Here is a 19,209-nt window from a genome sequence, read left to right as displayed (position 1 = left end):
GGGGATTCGGCCCGTAGAGGGCGATGCTAGGGACGCGAGTGAGGAATGTCTTCGGACGACCGTTCTGTCTTGATCAAGACTGTTTTCTACATATGTCGAAATCGCCCATGGTCGGGCGGACGCCCGAGGGCTCGATGATGACCGCCGTACACGACGTGCTGCTGGTGATCCGCGCGTCGCGCCGGCGGGCCCGGCAGGGCGTCAGTAGCCGTAACGGCTCTTCAGGTGCCGCCAGGCGTCGCGCAGCATCCACGCGTCGAACTCCGTGATCGACGTGGCGGAGCCCGCCTTCATGAGGAAGCAGCACTGCCCGGACGGGGTCCAGTCGTAGAAGTCGTCCAGGCCGAAGCTGTGCCCGATCTCGTGGAGGAGGATGTGGATGTCGTCGCTGCCGAGGTTGTCCACCAGATACTCGCTGCCGACCCGCTGTCCCCAGGCGCCTCCCATGCCGCCGTTCATGCCCTCGGTGAGCCAGAGCGACATGTCGTAGTGGTGGGATGCCCCGCCCGGGCAGTTCGGGTAGGCGCCCGACTGGTCGAACAGCCGTCCGCACGGCTCGGCGCACTGCGGTGCGTTCTCACGCATGTCGCCGACGTACACGTCCACCGAGTCGTCGCTCCACTGCAGCGTGGCGCGGTCGCGTACGGCCCAGCCGACCACCTTCACCGGCACGTCCGCGTACGGCCAGCCGTTGTGGCCCGCCATCACGTCCATCCACTTCTTGAACGACCTGGCCAGCGCGGCATGGATCTTGTCCCGCAGTTCCGCGGAGACCGGGGCGCTGGAGTCCCAGCGGACGCAGTAGTTGACGCTGCCGCCGTTGGCCATGATCTGGTCCCAGGCGTAGTTGCGGTAGCCGTACAGGTCGGGGTAGGTGGACTCGACGTGCCGCCAGACCTCGTCGAGCGGCGCGACCAGGCCGGCGGGCGGGCTCCAGGCGCTCTGCCGGGCGGCGTCGGCGAACGCCCTGATCTCCAGCAGCCCGACCGACGCCTGGCCGCTGCGCAGGACGACGCGCAGCCGGGTGGTGGTGACGGCGGGGAACGTGACGGTGTTGTAGGTGTCGGCCGCGGTGGGGTAGGAGGCGGCGATGTCCACGTACGCTCCGCCGTCCCAGCTCTGGAGCTTCCACGAGGCCGGCAGCCGGACGCCGCCTCCGTCGTCGAAGAAGTAGACCTGCACCGAGGAGATCGTCTGGGCGGCCGGCCAGGTCAGCTGGGCCCACTGCTCGCCGGCCTCGGGCCAGGTGCCCCAGCGGCGGTTCCGCGTCTCGTCCGAGCGAGGCGGGTCGATGCCGTCGTTGACGGCGGCCACGCTCTCCCAGGGAGAGGTGTATGAGGCGGAGGCGGTGGCCGACGGGGCCACGTTCGCGACGGCGGCGTCGGCACGCGCGGGCACCAGCAGAAAGCCTGCGACCAGCGCGAATACGGCGAACAATCGCCTCATGCCTGTCTCCTTCGCGGCTGAGCGCTCACCTGGCCGCTGTCGGGGAAGTGCTGTGGAGCGGGGTGCTCCGAGTTTTTTCTGTCACAAAAGGGGTGTCAAGCCCTCAACCGGAACGATGTGACCGACGGGATCGCGGAGCCGGAGAGTCGGCCGCGGCCAATGGGCGACCCGGTGAATTTCGGAATAAGCCGCTGATTTTAGGATGACCTGGTCGTTTGAGGATGACGAGGTGGTTTACGGGATGACAGCGCGTGGATGACAGGGCGGTGGGGGACCCGCCGGTTCCGCATGACGAGGTGGCCCGGGATGAGCCGGTGGTCCGGGGCAAGGTGGTGGATCGGGGCACGGCGGTGCCGAAGGGCGACGGAGCGCGGCGGAGCGCTGCGAAGCGGCGGCAGGGCCGCGCCCGGTCCGCCACGTGGACGCGCCGCCTGGCGGCCGCCGCGCTGGTGCTGGCCGCGCTCAACCTCCGCCCCGTGGTCACCAGTCTCGGGCCCGTGCTCGAAGAGGCCCGCGCCGCCCTCGGGATGAGCGCCACCGTCGCCGGGCTGCTCACGTCCGTGCCGGCGGTGTGCTTCGCGCTGGTCGGCTCGGCCGCACCCCGCCTGGCCCGCCGCTACGGACCCGACGGCGTCGTCCTCGCCGGGATGGCGGCGGTCGCGCTCGGGCTCGCCCTGCGGCCGTTCGTCGGCAGCACCCCGGTCTTCCTCACGCTGAGCGGCCTCGCGCTGGCCGGGATCGCGGTTGCCAACGTGCTGTTGCCGGTCGTGGTCAAGCAACGCTTCCCGGACAGGGTCGGCATGATGACCGGCCTGTACTCCATGGCCCTCAACCTCGGCGCCTCGACCGCGGCCGCCGTCACCGTTCCGCTCGCGGGCGCGTTCGGCGGTGACTGGCGTGCCGGTCTCGGGGCCTGGGCCGTCCTCGCCGCCGTCGCCGTGCCGCCCTGGGTCGCCCTCGTCCGCGACGGCCGGCGGCCACCCGGGCACCAGGCCGAGCAGCAGGCCGGGCAGCAGGCCGGGCAGCAGGTGGGCGGGGACGCCGCCGCGGGGGCCGGCGCGGGCGCACGGGTCGCCCGCAGTCCCGTGGCCTGGGCGCTCGCGGTCTTCTTCGGCCTGCAGGCCACCTCCGCGTACGTCATCATGGGCTGGCTGCCCCAGGTCTTCCGGGACGCCGGGCTGTCCGCCGAGACCGCCGGCCTGCTGTTCGCCGTCACCTCGGTGCTCGGGGTGCCGCTGTCGTTCGCGCTGGCCGCCGTCGCCGGACGGCTGCGGAACCAGAGCGGCATCGCCGTACTGCTCGGGGCGTTCGGGCTCGCCGGGTACGCAGGGCTGTGGGCGGCTCCCGCCGCCGCGCCCTGGTTGTGGGCGGTGCTCCTCGGCGTGGCCAACTGCTCCTTCCCACTGGCGCTCACGATGATCGCCATGCGCGGCCGGGACGGCGCGACGGTGATCCGGTTGTCCGCCTTCGCGCAGAGCGTCGGCTATCTGCTGTCGGTCCCCGGTCCCATCCTGGTCGGAGCGCTCTACCAGCACACCGGCGGCTGGCAGGTGCCGCTGGCCTTCGTGGTGTGCCTCATGGTGCCGCAGATCGCGGCCGGATACTTCGCGGGCCGCGACCGGCAGATCTGATCTCCCGGCGCTCCCGTCGCGCTCCGGCGTACGCGTCTCACCGAGGCCGCCACGCGGGGTCGCGGCCGGTGAGGCCCAGCAGCCGGTCCAGCGGCGGGGCGTCGTCGGGCACGGGCACCGGCGGTCCGAACAGGCCGGGACTGCCCTGGGGGTGCTCGGCGACGACGGCGCCGACCCACCGGCAGGCCCGGTGCACGGCTTCGGCGAGAGCGGGATCGTCGGCGGGGTAGGACGCGCCGATGGAGACGGCGAGGTCCCAGCCGTGCACGATGATCTCGTCGAGCGCGGACGTCCCGGCGATCTCGGCAGGCAGCACGCCGCCGCCGATCTCGGCCGTGCCGGTCCACGCGGACGGCTCCCGCCATGCCTCGGCCAGTTCCGCGAGGCGGGCAGGAATGCGGTCGCGCCAGTCCGCGCCCAGCCTGGACGCGTCCGGCACCGGCGCTCTGCCGCCTCCCTCCAGCGGAATCTTGCGCGCCGCCGCGGCGAACGCGACGCAGAGGCCGTCGATGTGATCGAGCAGCTCGCCGACCGTGGTGCCCTCGCACGGCGTCGGCCCGGTGAGCCGATCGTCGGGGACGCCCCGGATGATCGCGGCGAGCAGATCCGCCGCGGGCTTCAGGTCGGCCGTCACCGCGTCACCGCCACGGTGAGCCGGTCGAGCACGCCGTCCCACCCGCCGCCGATCTGCTCGGCGACGTGCGGCAGCGCGGCGGCCAGCGCGTCGAGCCGCTCGTGCAGGAGGGTCATGTGCGTGCCGCCCTCCGCGGTCTCGCTCAGCTCGACCGTGAGCAGGGAGTCGAACATCGGTCCCGCCTCGCGGTCGGGGCCGACGAATCCCCAGCGCCAGACGATACGGCGGTCCGGGACGAGCTCCAGCAGTTGCGCGTCGAAGCCGCCGATCGGGCGGTCCGAGGAGGCCTGCCAGATGCGGTAGCGGCCGCCCACCCGCTCGTCCACCTCGGCCCGCACACACTCCAGGTCGCCGGGCGCGAGCCACAGCCGCAGGACGTCCGGGTCGAGCCAGGCGCGGTAGACGGTGTGCGGGGGTGCGGCCAGCGTCCGCTCCCGCCGTATGGCGGGGTGGGTCGCGGAATCAGCGATCATGACGGCTCCTCGGGTGTGTACGCGGGTGGGGGGTCGAGGACCTGCTGCAGCGCGTCCAGGCGGTCATCCCAGAACCGCTCGTAGAAGCGCAGCCATTCGACGGCGCTCGCGAGAGGGCCCGACCGCAGGCGGCACACGTGCCGGCGTCCCACGACCGTGCGCTGCACCAGTCCGGCGTTCTCGAGCACCTTCACGTGCTTGGACGCCGCCGCCAGCGACATCCGCAGCGGCTCGGCGAGCTCCCCGACGGTCAGCTCGCCGGCCGCGAGCCGGCGCAGCATGGTGCGCCGCGCGTCGTGAGCCAGGGCGTGGAACACCTCGTCCAGCACCGATCGATCCTCAACCACATGGTTGACGATAGTGGCAGGAAGCACGAAAGCACAACCAGATGGTTGAGCTTTCTGGCGGGAAAACCGTTGGACAGGGTCGTACGCCGATGGTGATCGTGGGAGCATGCGGCAGGAGGAGATCTGGAACGCCGACACCGCCCGGCACTACGACACGCCGGGCACCGGGATGTTCGCGCCCGAGGTCCTCGGGCCGGCCGTCGATCGCCTCGCCGATCTCGCGGGCGACGGGCGGGCGCTCGAGTTCGCCATCGGAACCGGCCGTGTGGCCGTCCCGCTCGCCGAGCGTGGCGTGCCCGTCACCGGCATCGAGCTGTCACGTCCGATGATCGACCAGCTGCGGACGAAGGTGGACGAGGCGACGATCCCGGTCGTTGTCGGCGACATGGCGACCGCCACGGCTCCGGGGGAGTACACGCTCGTCTACCTCGTCTACAACACGATCTCCAACCTGCTCACGCAGGCCGAGCAGGTCGCGTGCTTCCGCAACGCGGCACGTCACCTGACACCCGGCGGCCGCTTCGTGATCGAGCTCTGGGTGCCCGAGCTGCGCAAGCTCCCACCGGGCCAGGAGGCCGTGGTGTGGCATTGCGAACCCGGCTACATCGGCCTGGACACCTACGACTTCCTGCGGCAACACCTCGTGTCGCACCATTTCAGATTCGACGAGAGCGGACAGGCGCAGCTGTTCCGCAGCCCCCACCGGTACATCTGGCCGGCCGAACTCGACCTCATGGCACAGCTGGCCGGGTTCGAGCTGGAGACCAGGCACGCGGACTGGAGCAGAACCGAGTTCACCGCCGAGTCGCGGTCGCACGTGTCCGTCTACCGCATCCCGCCCGGTCGAACCGCGTCTCACTGAGGGATCCTTGCCGGCGTACGGCTCGGGGTGCGCCGAGCGAGATCGATCCCGAGACGGCGAATCCTTTCGCGGCGCGGGGGCCTCTTATGGGATGACGGTCACGCTGGGAAGGAGATCCGGATGAGTGACGTCGTGATGCCGGCCGTGCGGCAGGCACTGTTCACGACCTTGTCCCGGTGGCAGGGGCGCGGACGTGGCTGACCGCTGGGTGAGCACGCGGCTCATCGAGGCCGCACAGGCCGGTGATCGAGAGTCGATCGCCGCGGTGGTCCACGGTGCCCATTCTCATGTGCGGCGCTTCGCGGAACATCTCTGTGCGTCCCCCCAGGACGCTGAGGACGCCGCGCAGGAAGCGCTGATCATCCTCTACCGGAAGATCGGTTCACTCCGTGCTACCGGGGCACTGGCATCGTGGATGTTCAGGATCGTCCGGAATGAGTGCCTGCGCCGGGCTCGGCTGCTGTTCGATCGCTATGACGAGGCCGGCGAGGGTCTGGTGACGTCGGCCGAGGAGGAGGTCATCCGGCGGCTGGAGGCCGAGATCGTCGCGGAGGCGATCAGGGGGCTGCCGGACGTTCAGCGCAGAGTCTTGATCATGCGAGACGTCCTGGGCTACCCGGGGCGGGTAGTCGCGGACAGACTCGGCCTGAGCAACGCCGCGATGAAGTCCCAGCTCCACCGCGCACGCAGGACGGTACGGCTCGGCCTGGGCGGAAAGACCGACGTCACCGGCGGCCGCACGACCCCGGAACCCACCAGCGCCTGACCTGAACAGACCGTATTTCCACCACCCGAGTTGAAGAGGGGTTCCGCCATGCTCGAAACCGGATCGCCCGTGCCCGACATCGTGCTGGAGGACACCGACGGCCAGGCCGTCCGCCTGTCCGACTACCAGGGCAATCACGCTGTGCTCATCTACTTCATGCGGTCGATGTCGTGCCCGGTCTGCAACCGGCACGTCCACGACCTCATCCGGCGCCGCGACGAGCTCGCCGCCGACAACGTCCGCGTGCTCGTCGCGGTGCCCGAGGACCGCCACGCGGCGGCCGAGTGGAAGGCAAGGCGTCAGATCCCGTTCCCCGTCCTCACCGGCCGTCGCGGCACGCCGCACGAGATGATCGGCCTGAGCAGGAAGGTCTTCGGCTCACTGCAGCAGTCAGGCACCATCCTCCTTGATCCTGACGGCATCATCCGCCACGCCCACGGCGCCACCATGCCCACCAATGCCTACGACAGAAAGGCGATCACCGCCGCCGTCCAGGCCCTCGGCACACGTGCGTGATCTACATCAGGGCTTGAGGCCGACGCTGTTGCCGACCTGAATCGCGTATTCGCGAAGGCCTGAGAATCCGCTTTCGCGACGACGGCCGAAATGCGGACAGCGGGCCGAGCCGCCCTCGACGGCAGGGGGAGAGCCCCGCGAGGCGAATGCCTCGTGGGGCAGAAGGGTCCTGCAGGTTCGATGTGCGGTTATCCGGTCCTTGCTGCTGTTGCTGACTCACTCTCCCCGCTGCTGATGCCGCTACCGCGGTTCGCGCTCTTCGAATCGTCCGCGTTCGCGTCCGCGCTCTTCGAATCGTCCGCGTTCTTCCATGCGCCCGCGTTCGCGCCCGCGTTCTTCGAATCGTCCGCGTTCGCGTCCGCGTTCCTCGAATCGTCCGCGTTCGCGTCCGCGTTCCTCGAATCGTCCGCGTTCACGGCCCCGCTCTTCGAATCGTCCGCGTTCGCGTCCGCGCTCTTCGAATCGTCCGCGTTCGCGTCCGCGTTCTTCCATGCGCCCGCGTTCACGGCCGCGTTCCTCGAATCGTCCGCGTTCGCGTCCGCGCTCTTCCATGCGCCCGCGTTCGCGACCGCGTTCGCGCCCGCGTTCGCGACCGTAGTGGCCGTACGTCCGTTGGCGCTCACGGCCACGGCACCTACCTCCGGGGCAGGGCTGTGTCGGATTCTGCATGACCTGCGCGGTGCTGCCGGCCGCATTGACCGGCTGCGTCTGCATGGTCACCGGGACGATGAGGGCCGACGCCGTGATCGCGCCAGCAGCCAGTGCTTCCTTGAGCATGAGTATCACTCCGTCGACTCCGTGACTGTCCCCGGAAAAACCGGGATACACGGAGCGCGAATCGATCCATCGAACCTTGGATCCAGACCCTGATTCTCACGCTAGAGGTAACAAAAGGCCCAGTCACCCAGCAAGGGGCAAACAACCGCTTTCCGCACCTGAAAACAAATGCAATCGGAGGTGATGCCGGTCCGTTTCCTCGCGTGGACAATCCCTTTACACGGGTGGCGGGATTCCTTCCACATCTTCGAAGCTTATTGGTTGCGACCGCACATATTCGGCCGGAGCTCGGCCCCCGGACCCTTCCGGGGCATTACGGTCGACGGCTGACCGAAACCGCGCGGGTTCTCGAGGTTGCCGTGACCGCTGTCGAGGAAGCGGCGACCACGAGATCACGCGGCATGGCCGGCTATTCCGCTTGGGGGATCACGTCGTGGCCGCCGTGCTTCTCCGGTGTCGCCGCGCTCGTACGCGGCAGGACGGCGAAGGCGATGAGGACGGCACCGATCAGGAGCGCCGCGCCGAGCATCATGCCGAGCCCGTAGCCCTCGGTGAGGCCCTCGAGCGTGGTGTTCTGGCCGGTGCGCGCATGGGCGGCGGTGCCGAGAGCGGCCAGTCCGAGCGATGCGCCGATCTGGCGTGAGCTGGAGAGCAGGCCGGAGGCGGCGCCCGTCTCGCTCGGCGCGACGCCTACGGTGGCGGCGGAGACGACCGGTCCGAGGCAGAGCCCGAATCCGATGCTGGCGACGATCGACGGGCCCAGGACGTCGGTGAGGAAAGAGCCGTCGGCGCTGATCAGGCCGAACCAGGCGAACCCGGCCGCGGTCACCAACCCGCCGATGATCAGCATGGTGCGGAGCGGAAGGCGGTAGCCGAGCTTGATGGCGACCGCGGCGCCGGCGATCACGCCGATCGCGAAGGGCAGCAACTGGATACCGGCCATGGTCGGACTGGCGTCGAGCACTTGCTGGAGGTAGAGAGAGGCGAAGTAGAAGGATGAGGCCATGGCGGCGCCGAGGAGGAGGTTGTAGGAGTTGGCGCCGGCGACCGAGCGGTTCGTCAGCAGGCCGAGCCGGATGAGCGGGTCGCGGGTGGTGGTCCGCTCGACGTAGACGAACGCGGCCAGCAGCGCAACGGCGACCGCCAGGGTCGCCAGGGTGACCGGCGAGGTCCAGGCGTGCTGGTCGGTGCGGACGACGCCGAACACGAGCAGGGACATTCCCGCCGTGGCCAGGACGGCGCCCAGCACGTCGGGGCGACCGCCACGGGCCGCGGGCGGAGCGGCGGCGACACCCCGCCAGGCCAGGGCCAGCGCGACGGCGGCCATCGGGACGCTGACGAACATCACCCAGCGCCAGCCCGCGTACTGGGTGAGCACACCGCCGATCAGGACGCCGAGGGCGCCGCCGGCGGCGTTCATCGCGCTCCATATGCCGAAGGCCCGGACGCGGGCCTTGCCGGAGGGGAAGGTGATGGTCAGCAGCGCCAGCGCGGCCGGAGACAGCGCGGCGGCCCCGACGCCCTGCAGGGCGCGGCCGGCCACCAGATGGCCGGGCTCCTGCGCGAAGCCGCCGGCGAGGGAGGCGAGGCCGAAGACGGCGAGCCCGAGCAGCAGGACCCGCTTGTGGCCGTAGCGGTCGGCGATCTTGCCGCCCAGCAGGAGCAGCCCGCCGAAGGTGAGGGCGTAGGCGTGGATCACCCAGGTCAGGCCGACCGCGCTGAAGCCGAGGCCGGTGGCGATCCGCGGGAGTCCCAGGTTCACGACCGACAGGTCCACCGACACCATGAACTGCACGACGGCCACCGCGGCAAGGGTGAGCCCTGGCCGGGCGGCCGCATGGACGACCGGGTGTCCGCTCGCTGATCTCGTGTCCGTCACTGTTCCTCCGTCCTCTGGCCGGTTCTCGTGAGAATACTTTTCGTACACGTACTGAAAGTACAGCGGAACCGGTTCGGTGTCGACAGCCGAAGCCCCCGGTTGGCGGAAGGGAACGGCCGGACGGAATGATGGGACGGTGTCCGGACGCAATGCCCCGCACGGCCGCACCGGCCGTCCACCGGTGACCTCCCGAGCGCAGATCCTGGATGCGGCCCGCCGGCTCATCAATCGGGACGGCTGGGAGAAGCTGAGCATTCGCCGGCTGGCCACGGAGCTCGGCATCGGGACGATGACCCTGTATCACCATGTGCGGGACAAAGAGGACCTGCTGCTTCTGCTGATCACCGAGTACGCGGACCAGGTCCCGCAACCCGACCTGCCCGGCGAGCCGCGGGAGCGCATCATCGCGACCGCCACCCTGGTCCACGACGCCCTCGCGGCCTGGCCGTGGGCCGCGGAGGTCCTCACGGCCGACGGGTTCATCGGCCGGCTCGGCGAATCGGTGTGGATGGTCGAATCCATCGTGGCCGGAGCCGTCGACCACGGATGCACGCCCGAGCAGGCCGTGCACGTCTTCCGCCACATCTGGTACTACACGGTCGGCGAGATCCTCGTCCGCGCCCACTCCGCGCAGCAAGCGGCGGACGCCGGGCGACCCGCCGACCGCGAACCCCTCTTCAGCGGCCTCGACACGTCGCGGATGCCACACCTGGTCGCTATCGGCGATCGGTGGCGGACGCTGTCCGCGCAGGACACCTACTCCCAGGGGCTGCGGGCCCTCGTCGACGGGCTGCTCGCACAGGCCGCCTCGGAGACACCCCATCGGGTGGCGGCCGCGAAGCGGGCCGACGGCTCGGCGGAGTAGGCGCCGACCGGCCGGTCGGCGGCCGCATGCGCGCCGCCGGACGGATAACGGGCGCGACCGAATTCGCGGTGGCGATACTCTCGGCACCCGCCGCGTCGCCGTTCGGCGTCTTCCGGGATGCTCGGCACGGGCGGCGATCGGGGGCGGGAAGGGCCGTCACGCGGCTGGGAGGGCCGTCACGCCGTCGGGCCGCCGGACGCCGAAAAACGCCGTGCGGCCGCCGAGGCCGCAGCCGTTGCCGCAGTTCACGGCGGTTCTCGAGGCGCCGGTCGCCGCCCGCGAGAGCGCCCGGCGCTGCGGTTTCTGTTGACAGCTCCACTCTCTGCCAGTTACGGTCTGGGCCGTAAATCGCGAAAGAGGAGAACCGGGCGTGCGGACGACAGGGGAACTCGAGGAACGACTGGCGCGGCCGAGTGCCGGGCTCGTGGACGATCTGAGCAAGCTCGACGGCGACATCCTGATCCTTGGCGCCGGAGGCAAGCTGGGGCCGAGCCTGGTGCGGCTGGCGCTCAACGCCACCAGGGCGGCGGGAGGCGAGCGGCGGATCATCGCCGTGTCCCGCTTCTCGGAGCCGGGACTCGCCGAGGCGCTCGCCGGGGAGGGCGCGACGGTGGTGCCCGCCGACGTGGCCGACGAGCAGGCGCTGCGCGACCTGCCGGACGCCCCGAACGTCGTCTTCCTCGTCGGCGCGAAGTTCGGCACGCAGGGGCGCGAGCACGCCACCTGGTTCACCAACACCTACCTGCCCGGGCGGGTCGCCGAGCGGTTCAGGGACAGCAGGATCGCCGCCCTGTCCACCGGGAACGTCTACCCGCTCGTCCCCGTCACCAGCGGCGGCAGTTCGGAGGACTCGCCGGCGGGACCCGTGGGCGAGTACGCGATGAGCTGCCTGGGCCGCGAGCGGGTGCTGACGCATTTCTCCGACAGGTACGGCACGCCGATGGCGCTGCTCCGCCTGAACTACGCGGTCGAACTGCGGTACGGCGTGCTGGTCGACCTGGCGCAGAAGGTCATGGCGGGCGAGCCCATCGACCTCTCGACGGGACAGGTCAACGTGGTCTGGCAGGGGTACGCCAACGAGGTCGCGCTCCGGTCGCTGGCGCTGGCGTCCGCGCCGCCGTACGTGCTGAACGTGACCGGGCCCGAGCTGATCTCCGTACGGCGGGCCGCGCTGGCCCTCGGCGCGGCGCTGGGCAGGGAACCCGTCTTCACCGGGGAGGAGGCGCCCACCGCGCTGCTGTCGGACGCCGGGCGCTGCCACCGGCTGTTCGGCTACCCGGAGCTGACCCCGGCCGAGCTCATCGAGCACACCGCGCGGTGGGTGAAGGACGGCGGGCCGCTGCTCGGCAAACCCACCAAGTTCGAGCGCCGCGACGGGCGCTTCTGATCCCGCCATGCCATCTCAACCGCCCAAGGGGGACTTTCACGTGCTCAGCGCGGCCTCAGAGGTACGGACGTCCGTACGCGACCTGTTCAGGCGTGGCCTGGTCATCCCGGCGCACCCGCTCGCGCTCACCGAGGACAGGAAGCTCGACGAGCGACGCCAGCAGGCGCTGACCCGCTACTACGTCGACGCGGGCGCGGGCGGGCTGGCGGTGGGCGTGCACACGACCCAGTTCGCCATCCACGGCACCGGCCTGCTGCCGCCCGTGCTCGAACTGGCGGCGCGGACCGCCGGGGAGTTCGAGCGCGAGATCGTGCTGGTGGCCGGGGCGACGGGGCCCACGTCGCAGGCCGTGGCGGAGGCGGAGATGGCCAGGCTGCTCGGATACCACATGGTGCTGCTCAGCCCGCACCGAGAGCTGGACGAGGACGCGCTCATCGAACGGGCCAGGGCCGTCGGCGAGGTGCTGCCCGTGATCGGGTTCTACCTGCAGCCGGCCGTGGGCGGGCGGCCTTTGTCGCGGGACTTCTGGACGAGGCTCGCATCGGTGGAGTCCGTCGTGGGCATCAAGGTGGCCCCCTTCGACCGCTACCGCACGCTGGACGTCCTGCACGGCGTCGTCCGGGCCGGGCGGGCCGGGGAGGTGGCGCTCTACACGGGCAACGACGACCACATCCTGGCCGACCTCATCACCGCGCACCGGGTGGTGGTCGACGGACGTGAGGTGGAGGTCGAATTCGTCGGCGGGCTGCTCGGCCAGTGGGCCGTGTGGGTGCGACGGGCCGTGGAACTGCTGCAGGAGGCCAAGCTCGCGCGGGGCGGGGACGACGCGGCGGTGCGGCGGCTGCTCACTCTCGACGGTCACCTGACCGACGCGAACGCCGCCATCTTCGACTCGGCCAACGGCTTCCACGGGTGCATCCCGGGCATCCACGAGGTGCTGCGCCGTCAGGGCCTGCTGGAGGGGCGCTGGTGCCTCGACCCGCACGAGGACCTCTCACCGGGACAGCTGGCCGAGATCGACCGGATCTGGGCCGCGTACCCCTGGCTGCGGGACGACGAGTTCGTCGCGGACGGCCTCAGCCGCTGGCTCTCCTGACCCATGCCCGCCAGCCCGGCACCCCCCACCCGCTCCGTGCCTGCCGGGTCGCTCCGCTCCGTGCCTGCCGGGTCACAGGGTGAGGCGGTAGAGGGTCAGGGGGCGGCCGCTGGAGCCGCTGCTGAGGTTGCCCGTCCGCTCCGCCATGCCCGCCAGCTCCAGCCGATGGAGCATGCGGCGGGCCGTGCGCTGCTGCACGGCGAGGCGGTCGGCGATCTCACGCGTCGTCAGCGGCTCGTCCCCGGCCGCGGCCCGCGCTTCCAGGAGTTTCTCCAGTGTGGACACCGACAGCCCGACCCTCCGGGCGATCACCGACAGGTTCTGGTCGTCCGGCCGCGCGACCGGCGCCGACTCCAGCACGATGTCCGTGTCGGCCCGCAGCGACAGGACCGCGGCCACCTGGCCGATCCGGCGCGCACGGGCCAGCGCGCGGCGGGCCAGGCTCTCCGCCTCAGCCGCGCTACGGCCCAGGCCGAAACCGACGCGGACCACGTCGTTGTCGCCGGCGAGCCGCGTCAGCATGGGCAGCCCGGCGAATCCGCCCGTGGCCTCGTGCAGGGGGCCGCGGGTCGTCACCAGCAGGTGCGTGCCACCGCGGAAGGCCGCCAGCGTGCCGCCCAGAGTCGCCGCCTCGCGCAGCAGCCCCTCGTCGTTGTCCACCTCGACGAGCCCGAGCGCGATCTGCGCGTCCTCCTGCGCCTGCCCCTCGGCGCTCAGCAGGAGCTGCCGCAGCGCGACCCGGACGGAGTGGATGGACGGCACCAGGCGCAGCACGTGCATCTCGTTCCGGAGGGCCTCGTGCACCGAGCTCAGGCAGGTGATCACCGAGTGCGCCGGGCCCTTCCGGTGGAAGGCGATGGCCTGGTCGGACGTCATCTTCGGCCGGTAGGGGAGCGTGCGCACCTCGTCGGTCGGCAGTCCGGCCTCCGCGAACGTGGCGTGGACGTCGGCGGTGGACAGCGTGTCGATCGACAGCCGGGCGACGTCCTGGCCCCGGTACTGGAGGCGCACCAGGGCGCTGAGCAGCGTCGCGCCGAGGTAGTCGACGAACTCGGCGGGGCGGGTGAGGACCTCGGCGTCACGCGAGAGCATGTACGGCACTATGCCGGTGAACAGCCATCCCTCGACGGCGGCGGCATGGGCCTCGACGATCGCCGGTGCCTGCGACTCGTGGTCGTAGTCGAGGCGCAGCGTGCTGACGCCGGGCTGCTCCTCGCATACGGCCGCGACGTCGTCGACCAGGTCGTGCGGGCCGACGATCCCGATGACGATTCCCACCTACGCCTCTCTCTCCTCGTTTCGGTCCAGACCGCAATTGTATCGTGAGGTGCTCCGTGAAGTTTCCTTCCATGGCCGAGGCCGACGGCCGTACGCTCGGTGACGAGGAGGTGGCCGCCGCCGAGCGTGTGATCCGCTCGGGCATGCTCAACTCCGTCTGGGGCACGGAGGCGCGGGCGCTCGAACGCGAGATCGCGCAACTGTACGGCGTCCGCCATGCGATCACCTGCAGTTCCGGCACCGCGGCTCTCCACCTGTCGGTCGTGGCCGCCGCGCCGGACCCTGGCGACGAGATCATCACGACACCGATCACCGACTTCGGGACCGTTGCCCCCATCTTGGCGCAGAACGCCGTTCCCGTCTTCGCCGATGTGGATCCCATGGACGGCAATCTCGATCCGGCGGCCGTGGCGGAGCTGATCGGGCCCCGGACGAAGGCGATCATGGCGGTCCACCTGTTCGGCGCCCCCGCCAAGGTCCGCGAGCTGCGCGCGCTGGCCGACGAGCACGGGCTCACGCTGATCGAGGACTGTGCGCAGGCATGGCTGACCGAGCTTCCCGGTGGCGGGCTCGCGGGGACGGCGGGCCGGGTCGGCTGCCTGAGCCTGCAGCAGTGGAAGCACATCACCTGCGGGGACGGCGGGGTGGCGATCACCGACGACGACGAGCTGGCCCGGAGGATGCGGCTGTTCGCGGACAAGGGCTGGGACCGGACGGCCGGGCGGTCGCACGCCGCCTTCGGGCTCAACTACCGCATGACCGAGTTGCAGGCCGCCGTGGCCCGTGCCCAGCTCGCGAAGCTTCCCGGGGTGGTCGCCGCCCGCCGCCGCACCGCCGTCCAGCTGATCGAGGCGGTCGGCCATCTTCCGGGGGTACGGCTGCCGCGCCACGACGGCCACTCCTGGTGGGTGTTCCCCGTCGTGTGCCCCGGCGGCGACGCGCCCGAACTGGCGGCGCACCTGGCGGCGGCCGGGATCCCCGCTCGGGCCGGCTACCTCGCGGAGCCGCTGAACAGGGCCCCGGTATGGGGGGTCCCCATCTACGGGGCCTCCCGCTACCCGCTCGACGGCTACGAGCCGAACTCCTGCCCGTGCGCCGAGGCCCTGGTGGACCGTACGTTGCTGGTCGTCGACTGGAACGAGAACTACACCTCCGAGCACGTCGAGGCGATCGCCGCCGCGATGATGAAGTTTCGGGCATGACCGTAGTTACGGTCATGTCTCATCTATTGACCATGCCCCAGGGTCTCATTAGGTTTCGGTCGGGACCGGTATTAGTGAAAGGAAGCCGCCGATGAAGAAGGCAGCAGCAGCCGGCGTCGCCGTCGCGCTGAGCCTCGCGGCAGCGGGGTGCGGATCCGGCAGCGGTTCGGACAAGAGCGTCGTGACGCTGTGGATGTACCCCGTGATCTCCGACCAGGCGAAGAACCTGGCGTTCTGGGGCAAGGTCGAAAAGGACTTCGAAGCCAGGAATCCCGCGATCGACGTCAAGATCGACCAGCAGCCGTGGGAGGGCCGTCAGGAGAAGGTCACCACCGCGCTGGTCTCGAAGAAGGGGTTCGACCTGGTCGTGCTCGTCCCCGACCAGCTCCCGCAGTACGCCCAGCAGGGCACGATCGAGGCGGTCGACGACGTGGTCGCCCCGGACAAGGCCGCCTATATGCCGAACGCGCTCACCGCGCTCACCGTCGACGGCAAGCTCTACGGCGTCCCCATCTACCAGACGATCACCGCGCCCATCTACAACAAGAAGCTGTTCGCGGAGGCCGGCGTCGACAAGGTGCCGCAGACGCTGGCCGAGCTGAAGGAGGCCGCCCCCAAGCTGGCCGCCAAGAAGGTCGCCGTGCTCGACTACCCGGGCAAGCCCGAGATCAGCCTCAACCAGAGCTTCTACCCGATCCTGTGGGCCAACGGCGGCTCCGTGTTCGCCGCCGACGGCAAGTCCGTCGCGTTCAACGGACCGGAGGGCGTGGCGAGCCTGCAGCTCCTGCTCGACCTCAAGGCGGTGGGCGGCCTGCCGGAGAACACCGCCAGCAAGGGCAACGACATCGAGGGCGGCGCGCTGGCGAGCGGCAAGACCGCGATGTACCACGCGGCCACCGCACTCCAGGCCGACCAGCTCGGAGCGGCCATCGGCGCGGAGAACGTCGGAATCGGCCTGCCTCTCGAAGGCAGCAAGCGGGTCGCGTTCGGCATCGCGGGCGGGCTGGTGCTGGCCAGGCATTCGGAGAACAAGGACGCCGCCAAGAAGTTCGCGGCGTACGTGGCCTCTCCCCAGGTGGCCGCCGAGCTGGCCAAGGAGTCGGGCTTCTTCCCCGCGCGCACGGACGTGACCGTGCCCGGCCAGACGGAGTCGTCCAAGGAGTTCGCCAAGTCCCTGCAGTACGCCTTCCCCGGCGACACCCACCCCAAGGCCCGCCAGGTGATGGGTGTCCTCGCCCCTCATATCCAGGCGGCGCTGCTGGGCAAGGAGGACGCCAAGACCGCGCTCGACGCGGCGGCGAAGGAGGCCGACCAGCTGCTCGGCAGCGGCGGCTGAGCAAGAGCGGCTGAGCGAGAAAGGATTCGCCTCGTGCGTCAACGCCTGCGTGACCCGGTCACCGGCCTGCTGTTCGTGCTGCCCGCGCTCGTGCTCTTCCTGATCTTCCGGATCTTCCCGTCGCTGGGAGCGGCGGGGATGAGCCTGACGAACTGGAACATCGGCGGCGAGTGGCACTTCATCGGCGCGGACAACTACGCCCGGCTGCTCGACGACGTGAACTTCTGGTTGAGCCTGCGGGTCACGCTCGTGTACGTGGCGATCTACGTGCCGCTCACCCTGATCGTGGCGCTGGGCACGGCGTTGCTGCTCAACGCGGTGGTCTTCATGCGCGGGCTGTTCCGCGGCATGCTGTTCCTGCCGTACGTCACCAGCTTCGTGCTCGCGGGCGTCATCTGGCGCTGGATCTACGAGTTCGACGGGCTCGTCAACGGCCTGCTGGCCAGAGCCGACCTCGGCCCGGTGGCGTTCCTGGAGCAGACGTCGCTGGTCCTGCCCGCGCTGGCCGTGGTGTCGGTGTGGAAGGGGTTCGGCTACTCCATGCTGATCCTGCTGGCCGGGCTCAAGTCGATCCCGTCCTCCTACCTGGAGGCGGCCAGGGTCGACGGGGCGAGCGCATGGCAGCGTTTCCGCAGGGTCACGCTGCCCCTGCTCAAGCCCACGATCTTCTTCGTCGTGGTCATCGAGACGATCAGCGCGTTCCAGACCTTCGACACGGTGTACGTCATGACCGGCGGCGGCCCGGCCAGGGCCACCTACACGCTCATCTACGGCATCTACGACCTCGGCTTCAGGTCCTTCGACTTCGGTTACGCGGCCACGTGGGGCATGGTGCTGTTCGCGATCGTGCTGGTCGTGTCGCTGATCCAGCGCCGCTTCATGGATCGGGGGAACGCATGACCATCACCGCCTCGCGCCCCGTCACCGAGGCCGGGACCGCCTCCGCGCCCCGCCGTCGCCGGTGGCGGGGCAGGTGGCCGCTGGTCGCGCTGGTCGCGCTGTTGTCCGTGCTGACCGTGAGCCCGTTCGCGGCGATGCTCGTCGTGGCGCTGTCGCCGGCCGGCCGGCCGACCCTGCCGCGGCAGTGGCCCTCGTCGCTGACGCTGGACAACATCACACGGGTGCTGGGATCGTCCGGGTTCACCACCTGGACGGTCAACTCGCTGGTCTACGCCCTGGTCTCCGTGCTGATCATCTTGCTGACCTCGTCCATGGCCGGCTACGCCTTCGCCAAGAAGCGCTTCCCCGGCCGGGAGGCCGTGTTCTGGACGTTCCTGGCGACCATGATGGTGCCGTTCCAGGCCACGCTCATCCCGACGTTCGTGCTGGTCAACAGCTTGGACGGAGTGGACACGTTCTGGGGTCTGATCGTGCCGACGCTGGCGAACTCGCAGGCGGTGTTCCTGATGCGGCAGTTCATCATGGGGCTGCCGGACGAGCTGTTCGACGCGGCCAAGGTGGACGGCGCCTCGGAATGGCGCGTCTACTGGACGATCGTGCTGCCGCTGACCAAGCCGATCCTGGCCACGCTGGGGGTGTTCGTGTTCCTGTGGCACTGGAACGACTTCCTGTGGCCGCTGGTCATCGGGCAGAGCGACGCCACCCGTACGCTGACCGTCGGCCTGGCCACGCTGCGGACGGAGGAGATGCAGCTGTCGGTGCTCATGGCGTCCGCGGCCGTGTCCGTGGTGCCGTGCCTGCTGGTGTTCTTCCTGTTGCAGCGGTACGTGGTGAACAGCATCGCGATGACCGGGCTGAAATAAGCTCTCTCGGGTGGATGTTTCGGCACGAGAGCTCCGGGACCGGCTGCACGGCGCGCTGATCGCCGCCGCGGCCACCCCTATGACGGCGGCCGGCGAGGTGGACCTCGACGTGGTCTCGCGCTACCTCGCCGGCCTGGTGGCCGACGGCGCGAGCGCGCTCGCGGTGCTCGCCCACACCGGGCGCGGGCCGTACCTGGCGCCGGACGTCCGCGCCGCGGTGATCGGCCGCGCGGTCGCGCTCGGCGTCCCGGTGCTGGCCGGGGTGGGCGGTTCGGACGATCCCGCGCTCGCGCCGGAGCAGGCGCGCGTGGCCGCGGAGCTGGGCGCCGACGGCGTGCTGGTGTTCCCGTCGGCGGGTGACCGGGTGGCGCTGCACGAGGCGGTGTGGCAGGCGAGCCGCCTGCCGATGATCGCGTTCGACCTCTACACGATGCCGTGCCCGCAGGGCACCATGCGCGAGCTCCTGGCGCATCCGGGGGTGGCGGGGCTCAAGACGGCACTGCTGACGGACGCCATCGGGTGCCAGCGGGCCATCGCCCTCACCCGGGAGGCGGGCAGGCTGGCGATCACGGGGGAGGACCGCATGTTCGGCCCCTCGCTGCTCTGGGGCGCGCAGGCGGCGCTCGTGGGGATCGCGGCGGCGAGCGTCGGGGTGACGGCCGCCGTGCTGCGGGCGTATCGCGACTGCGGGCTGCGGGCGTTCGAGGAGGCGTCGGGGCGGCTGGACCGGCTCGCCGAGGTCACCTTCACCGAGCCCATGGAAGGGTACGTCCAGCGCATGCTGTGGCTGGCCGCCGCCGAGGGGCGCATCCCCGAGTCCCACGCCGCGGACCCCTATGGGCCGCCGCTGCCCAAGGAAGAGCGCGCGGTGGTGGTCGCAGCCGCCGGCGTGGCCGGCCCGCGTGCCTGCGCGCCGGCCGGCTGACCGACCGGCGCGCCTCGCGGCTCAGC

The 19,209-nt window shown here is 70.7% G+C and carries 19 protein-coding genes; 13 read left to right on the top strand and 6 right to left on the bottom strand.

Going from position 1 to position 19,209, the window contains the following annotated elements; all coding sequences use genetic code 11:
• Nucleotides 1–201 precede the first annotated feature (201 nt).
• Nucleotides 202–1,446, bottom strand: a complete 1,245-nt coding sequence (locus ABZ860_RS07105) for a discoidin domain-containing protein (RefSeq protein WP_357216255.1) — start codon at nt 1,444–1,446, stop codon at nt 202–204.
• Nucleotides 1,447–1,697: 251 nt separating this feature from the next.
• Between ABZ860_RS07105 and ABZ860_RS07100 the strand changes: the two genes are divergently transcribed.
• The gene (locus ABZ860_RS07100; RefSeq protein ID WP_357216252.1) at nt 1,698–3,077 is read left to right on the top strand and encodes an MFS transporter; all 1,380 of its coding nucleotides are present in this window, start codon (nt 1,698–1,700) and stop codon (nt 3,075–3,077) included.
• A 37-nt stretch (nt 3,078–3,114) separates the two neighbouring features.
• Here ABZ860_RS07100 and ABZ860_RS07095 read toward each other — a convergent pair whose 3' ends face one another.
• Genes ABZ860_RS07095 through ABZ860_RS07085 form a run of 3 tightly spaced genes read right to left on the bottom strand, consistent with a single transcriptional unit; the run spans nt 3,115 to nt 4,531 of the window.
• Nucleotides 3,115–3,711, bottom strand: a complete 597-nt coding sequence (locus tag ABZ860_RS07095) for a TIGR03086 family metal-binding protein (RefSeq protein ID WP_357216250.1) — start codon at nt 3,709–3,711, stop codon at nt 3,115–3,117.
• Entirely contained in the window at nt 3,708–4,184 is a 477-nt protein-coding gene (locus ABZ860_RS07090) for an SRPBCC domain-containing protein (RefSeq protein ID WP_357216247.1), read from the bottom strand. The genes ABZ860_RS07095 and ABZ860_RS07090 overlap by 4 nt, the downstream gene beginning before the upstream one ends.
• Complete coding sequence (locus ABZ860_RS07085) at nt 4,181–4,531, bottom strand: metalloregulator ArsR/SmtB family transcription factor (protein ID WP_357216244.1); 351 nt, start codon at nt 4,529–4,531, stop codon at nt 4,181–4,183. The genes ABZ860_RS07090 and ABZ860_RS07085 overlap by 4 nt, the downstream gene beginning before the upstream one ends.
• A 106-nt stretch (nt 4,532–4,637) precedes the next feature.
• Here ABZ860_RS07085 and ABZ860_RS07080 point away from each other — a divergent pair, with 106 nt between their 5' ends.
• The 4 genes from ABZ860_RS07080 to ABZ860_RS07065 all read left to right on the top strand — a co-directional run bounded on the left by ABZ860_RS07080 (nt 4,638) and on the right by ABZ860_RS07065 (nt 7,545).
• Nucleotides 4,638–5,393 (top strand): class I SAM-dependent methyltransferase, encoded by a 756-nt coding sequence (locus ABZ860_RS07080; RefSeq protein ID WP_357216241.1) that lies wholly within the window; start codon nt 4,638–4,640, stop codon nt 5,391–5,393.
• A gap of 193 nt (nt 5,394–5,586) precedes the next feature.
• Nucleotides 5,587–6,159, top strand: a complete 573-nt coding sequence (locus tag ABZ860_RS07075; protein ID WP_357216239.1) for an RNA polymerase sigma factor — start codon at nt 5,587–5,589, stop codon at nt 6,157–6,159.
• A 48-nt stretch (nt 6,160–6,207) separates the two neighbouring features.
• A complete protein-coding gene (locus tag ABZ860_RS07070) occupies nt 6,208–6,675 on the top strand; it encodes a peroxiredoxin family protein (RefSeq protein WP_357216236.1) in 468 nt (155 codons plus the stop codon).
• Between the two features lie 153 nt (nt 6,676–6,828).
• Nucleotides 6,829–7,545 (top strand): hypothetical protein, encoded by a 717-nt coding sequence (locus tag ABZ860_RS07065; RefSeq protein ID WP_357216234.1) that lies wholly within the window; start codon nt 6,829–6,831, stop codon nt 7,543–7,545.
• 316 nt (nt 7,546–7,861) lie between these two features.
• On the opposite strand, the gene ABZ860_RS07060 is transcribed toward ABZ860_RS07065, so the two are convergent.
• Nucleotides 7,862–9,331 carry an MFS transporter gene (locus ABZ860_RS07060; RefSeq protein WP_357216231.1) on the bottom strand — a complete coding sequence of 490 codons (1,470 nt, stop codon included), beginning with the start codon at nt 9,329–9,331 and terminating at the stop codon, nt 7,862–7,864.
• 136 nt (nt 9,332–9,467) lie between these two features.
• On the opposite strand from ABZ860_RS07060, the gene ABZ860_RS07055 reads away from it, so the two are divergent.
• From ABZ860_RS07055 to ABZ860_RS07045, 3 genes are all read left to right on the top strand, one after another.
• Nucleotides 9,468–10,196: a TetR/AcrR family transcriptional regulator gene (locus tag ABZ860_RS07055; protein ID WP_357216228.1), complete on the top strand. Its 729-nt coding sequence runs from the start codon at nt 9,468–9,470 to the stop codon at nt 10,194–10,196.
• Between the two features lie 370 nt (nt 10,197–10,566).
• Entirely contained in the window at nt 10,567–11,583 is a 1,017-nt protein-coding gene (locus ABZ860_RS07050; protein WP_357216225.1) for an NAD-dependent epimerase/dehydratase family protein, read from the top strand.
• Nucleotides 11,584–11,590: 7 nt separating this feature from the next.
• On the top strand, nt 11,591–12,679 hold the full coding sequence (locus tag ABZ860_RS07045) for a dihydrodipicolinate synthase family protein (RefSeq protein WP_357216223.1): 1,089 nt from the start codon (nt 11,591–11,593) through the stop codon (nt 12,677–12,679).
• Nucleotides 12,680–12,751: 72 nt separating this feature from the next.
• Here the strand turns inward: ABZ860_RS07045 and ABZ860_RS07040 are convergent, their stop codons facing one another.
• Nucleotides 12,752–13,957: a hypothetical protein gene (locus tag ABZ860_RS07040; RefSeq protein ID WP_357216220.1), complete on the bottom strand. Its 1,206-nt coding sequence runs from the start codon at nt 13,955–13,957 to the stop codon at nt 12,752–12,754.
• 56 nt (nt 13,958–14,013) lie between these two features.
• Between ABZ860_RS07040 and ABZ860_RS07035 the strand changes: the two genes are divergently transcribed.
• From ABZ860_RS07035 to ABZ860_RS07015, 5 genes are all read left to right on the top strand, one after another.
• Entirely contained in the window at nt 14,014–15,159 is a 1,146-nt protein-coding gene (locus ABZ860_RS07035) for a DegT/DnrJ/EryC1/StrS family aminotransferase (RefSeq protein ID WP_357216218.1), read from the top strand.
• A gap of 91 nt (nt 15,160–15,250) precedes the next feature.
• The gene (locus ABZ860_RS07030; protein WP_357216215.1) at nt 15,251–16,495 is read left to right on the top strand and encodes an extracellular solute-binding protein; all 1,245 of its coding nucleotides are present in this window, start codon (nt 15,251–15,253) and stop codon (nt 16,493–16,495) included.
• Nucleotides 16,496–16,528: 33 nt separating this feature from the next.
• Complete coding sequence (locus ABZ860_RS07025) at nt 16,529–17,395, top strand: sugar ABC transporter permease (protein WP_357216213.1); 867 nt, start codon at nt 16,529–16,531, stop codon at nt 17,393–17,395.
• The gene (locus ABZ860_RS07020; protein ID WP_357216209.1) at nt 17,392–18,258 is read left to right on the top strand and encodes a carbohydrate ABC transporter permease; all 867 of its coding nucleotides are present in this window, start codon (nt 17,392–17,394) and stop codon (nt 18,256–18,258) included. Before ABZ860_RS07025 ends, ABZ860_RS07020 begins: the two co-directional genes overlap by 4 nt.
• A 10-nt stretch (nt 18,259–18,268) precedes the next feature.
• The gene (locus tag ABZ860_RS07015) at nt 18,269–19,183 is read left to right on the top strand and encodes a dihydrodipicolinate synthase family protein (RefSeq protein ID WP_357216206.1); all 915 of its coding nucleotides are present in this window, start codon (nt 18,269–18,271) and stop codon (nt 19,181–19,183) included.
• Nucleotides 19,184–19,209: the final 26 nt, after the last annotated feature.

It is taken from the genome of Microbispora sp. NPDC046973 (genome assembly GCF_040644495.1).
Lineage (GTDB): Bacteria > Actinomycetota > Actinomycetes > Streptosporangiales > Streptosporangiaceae > Microbispora.
This window is presented reverse-complemented; position numbering and strand designations above follow the sequence as displayed.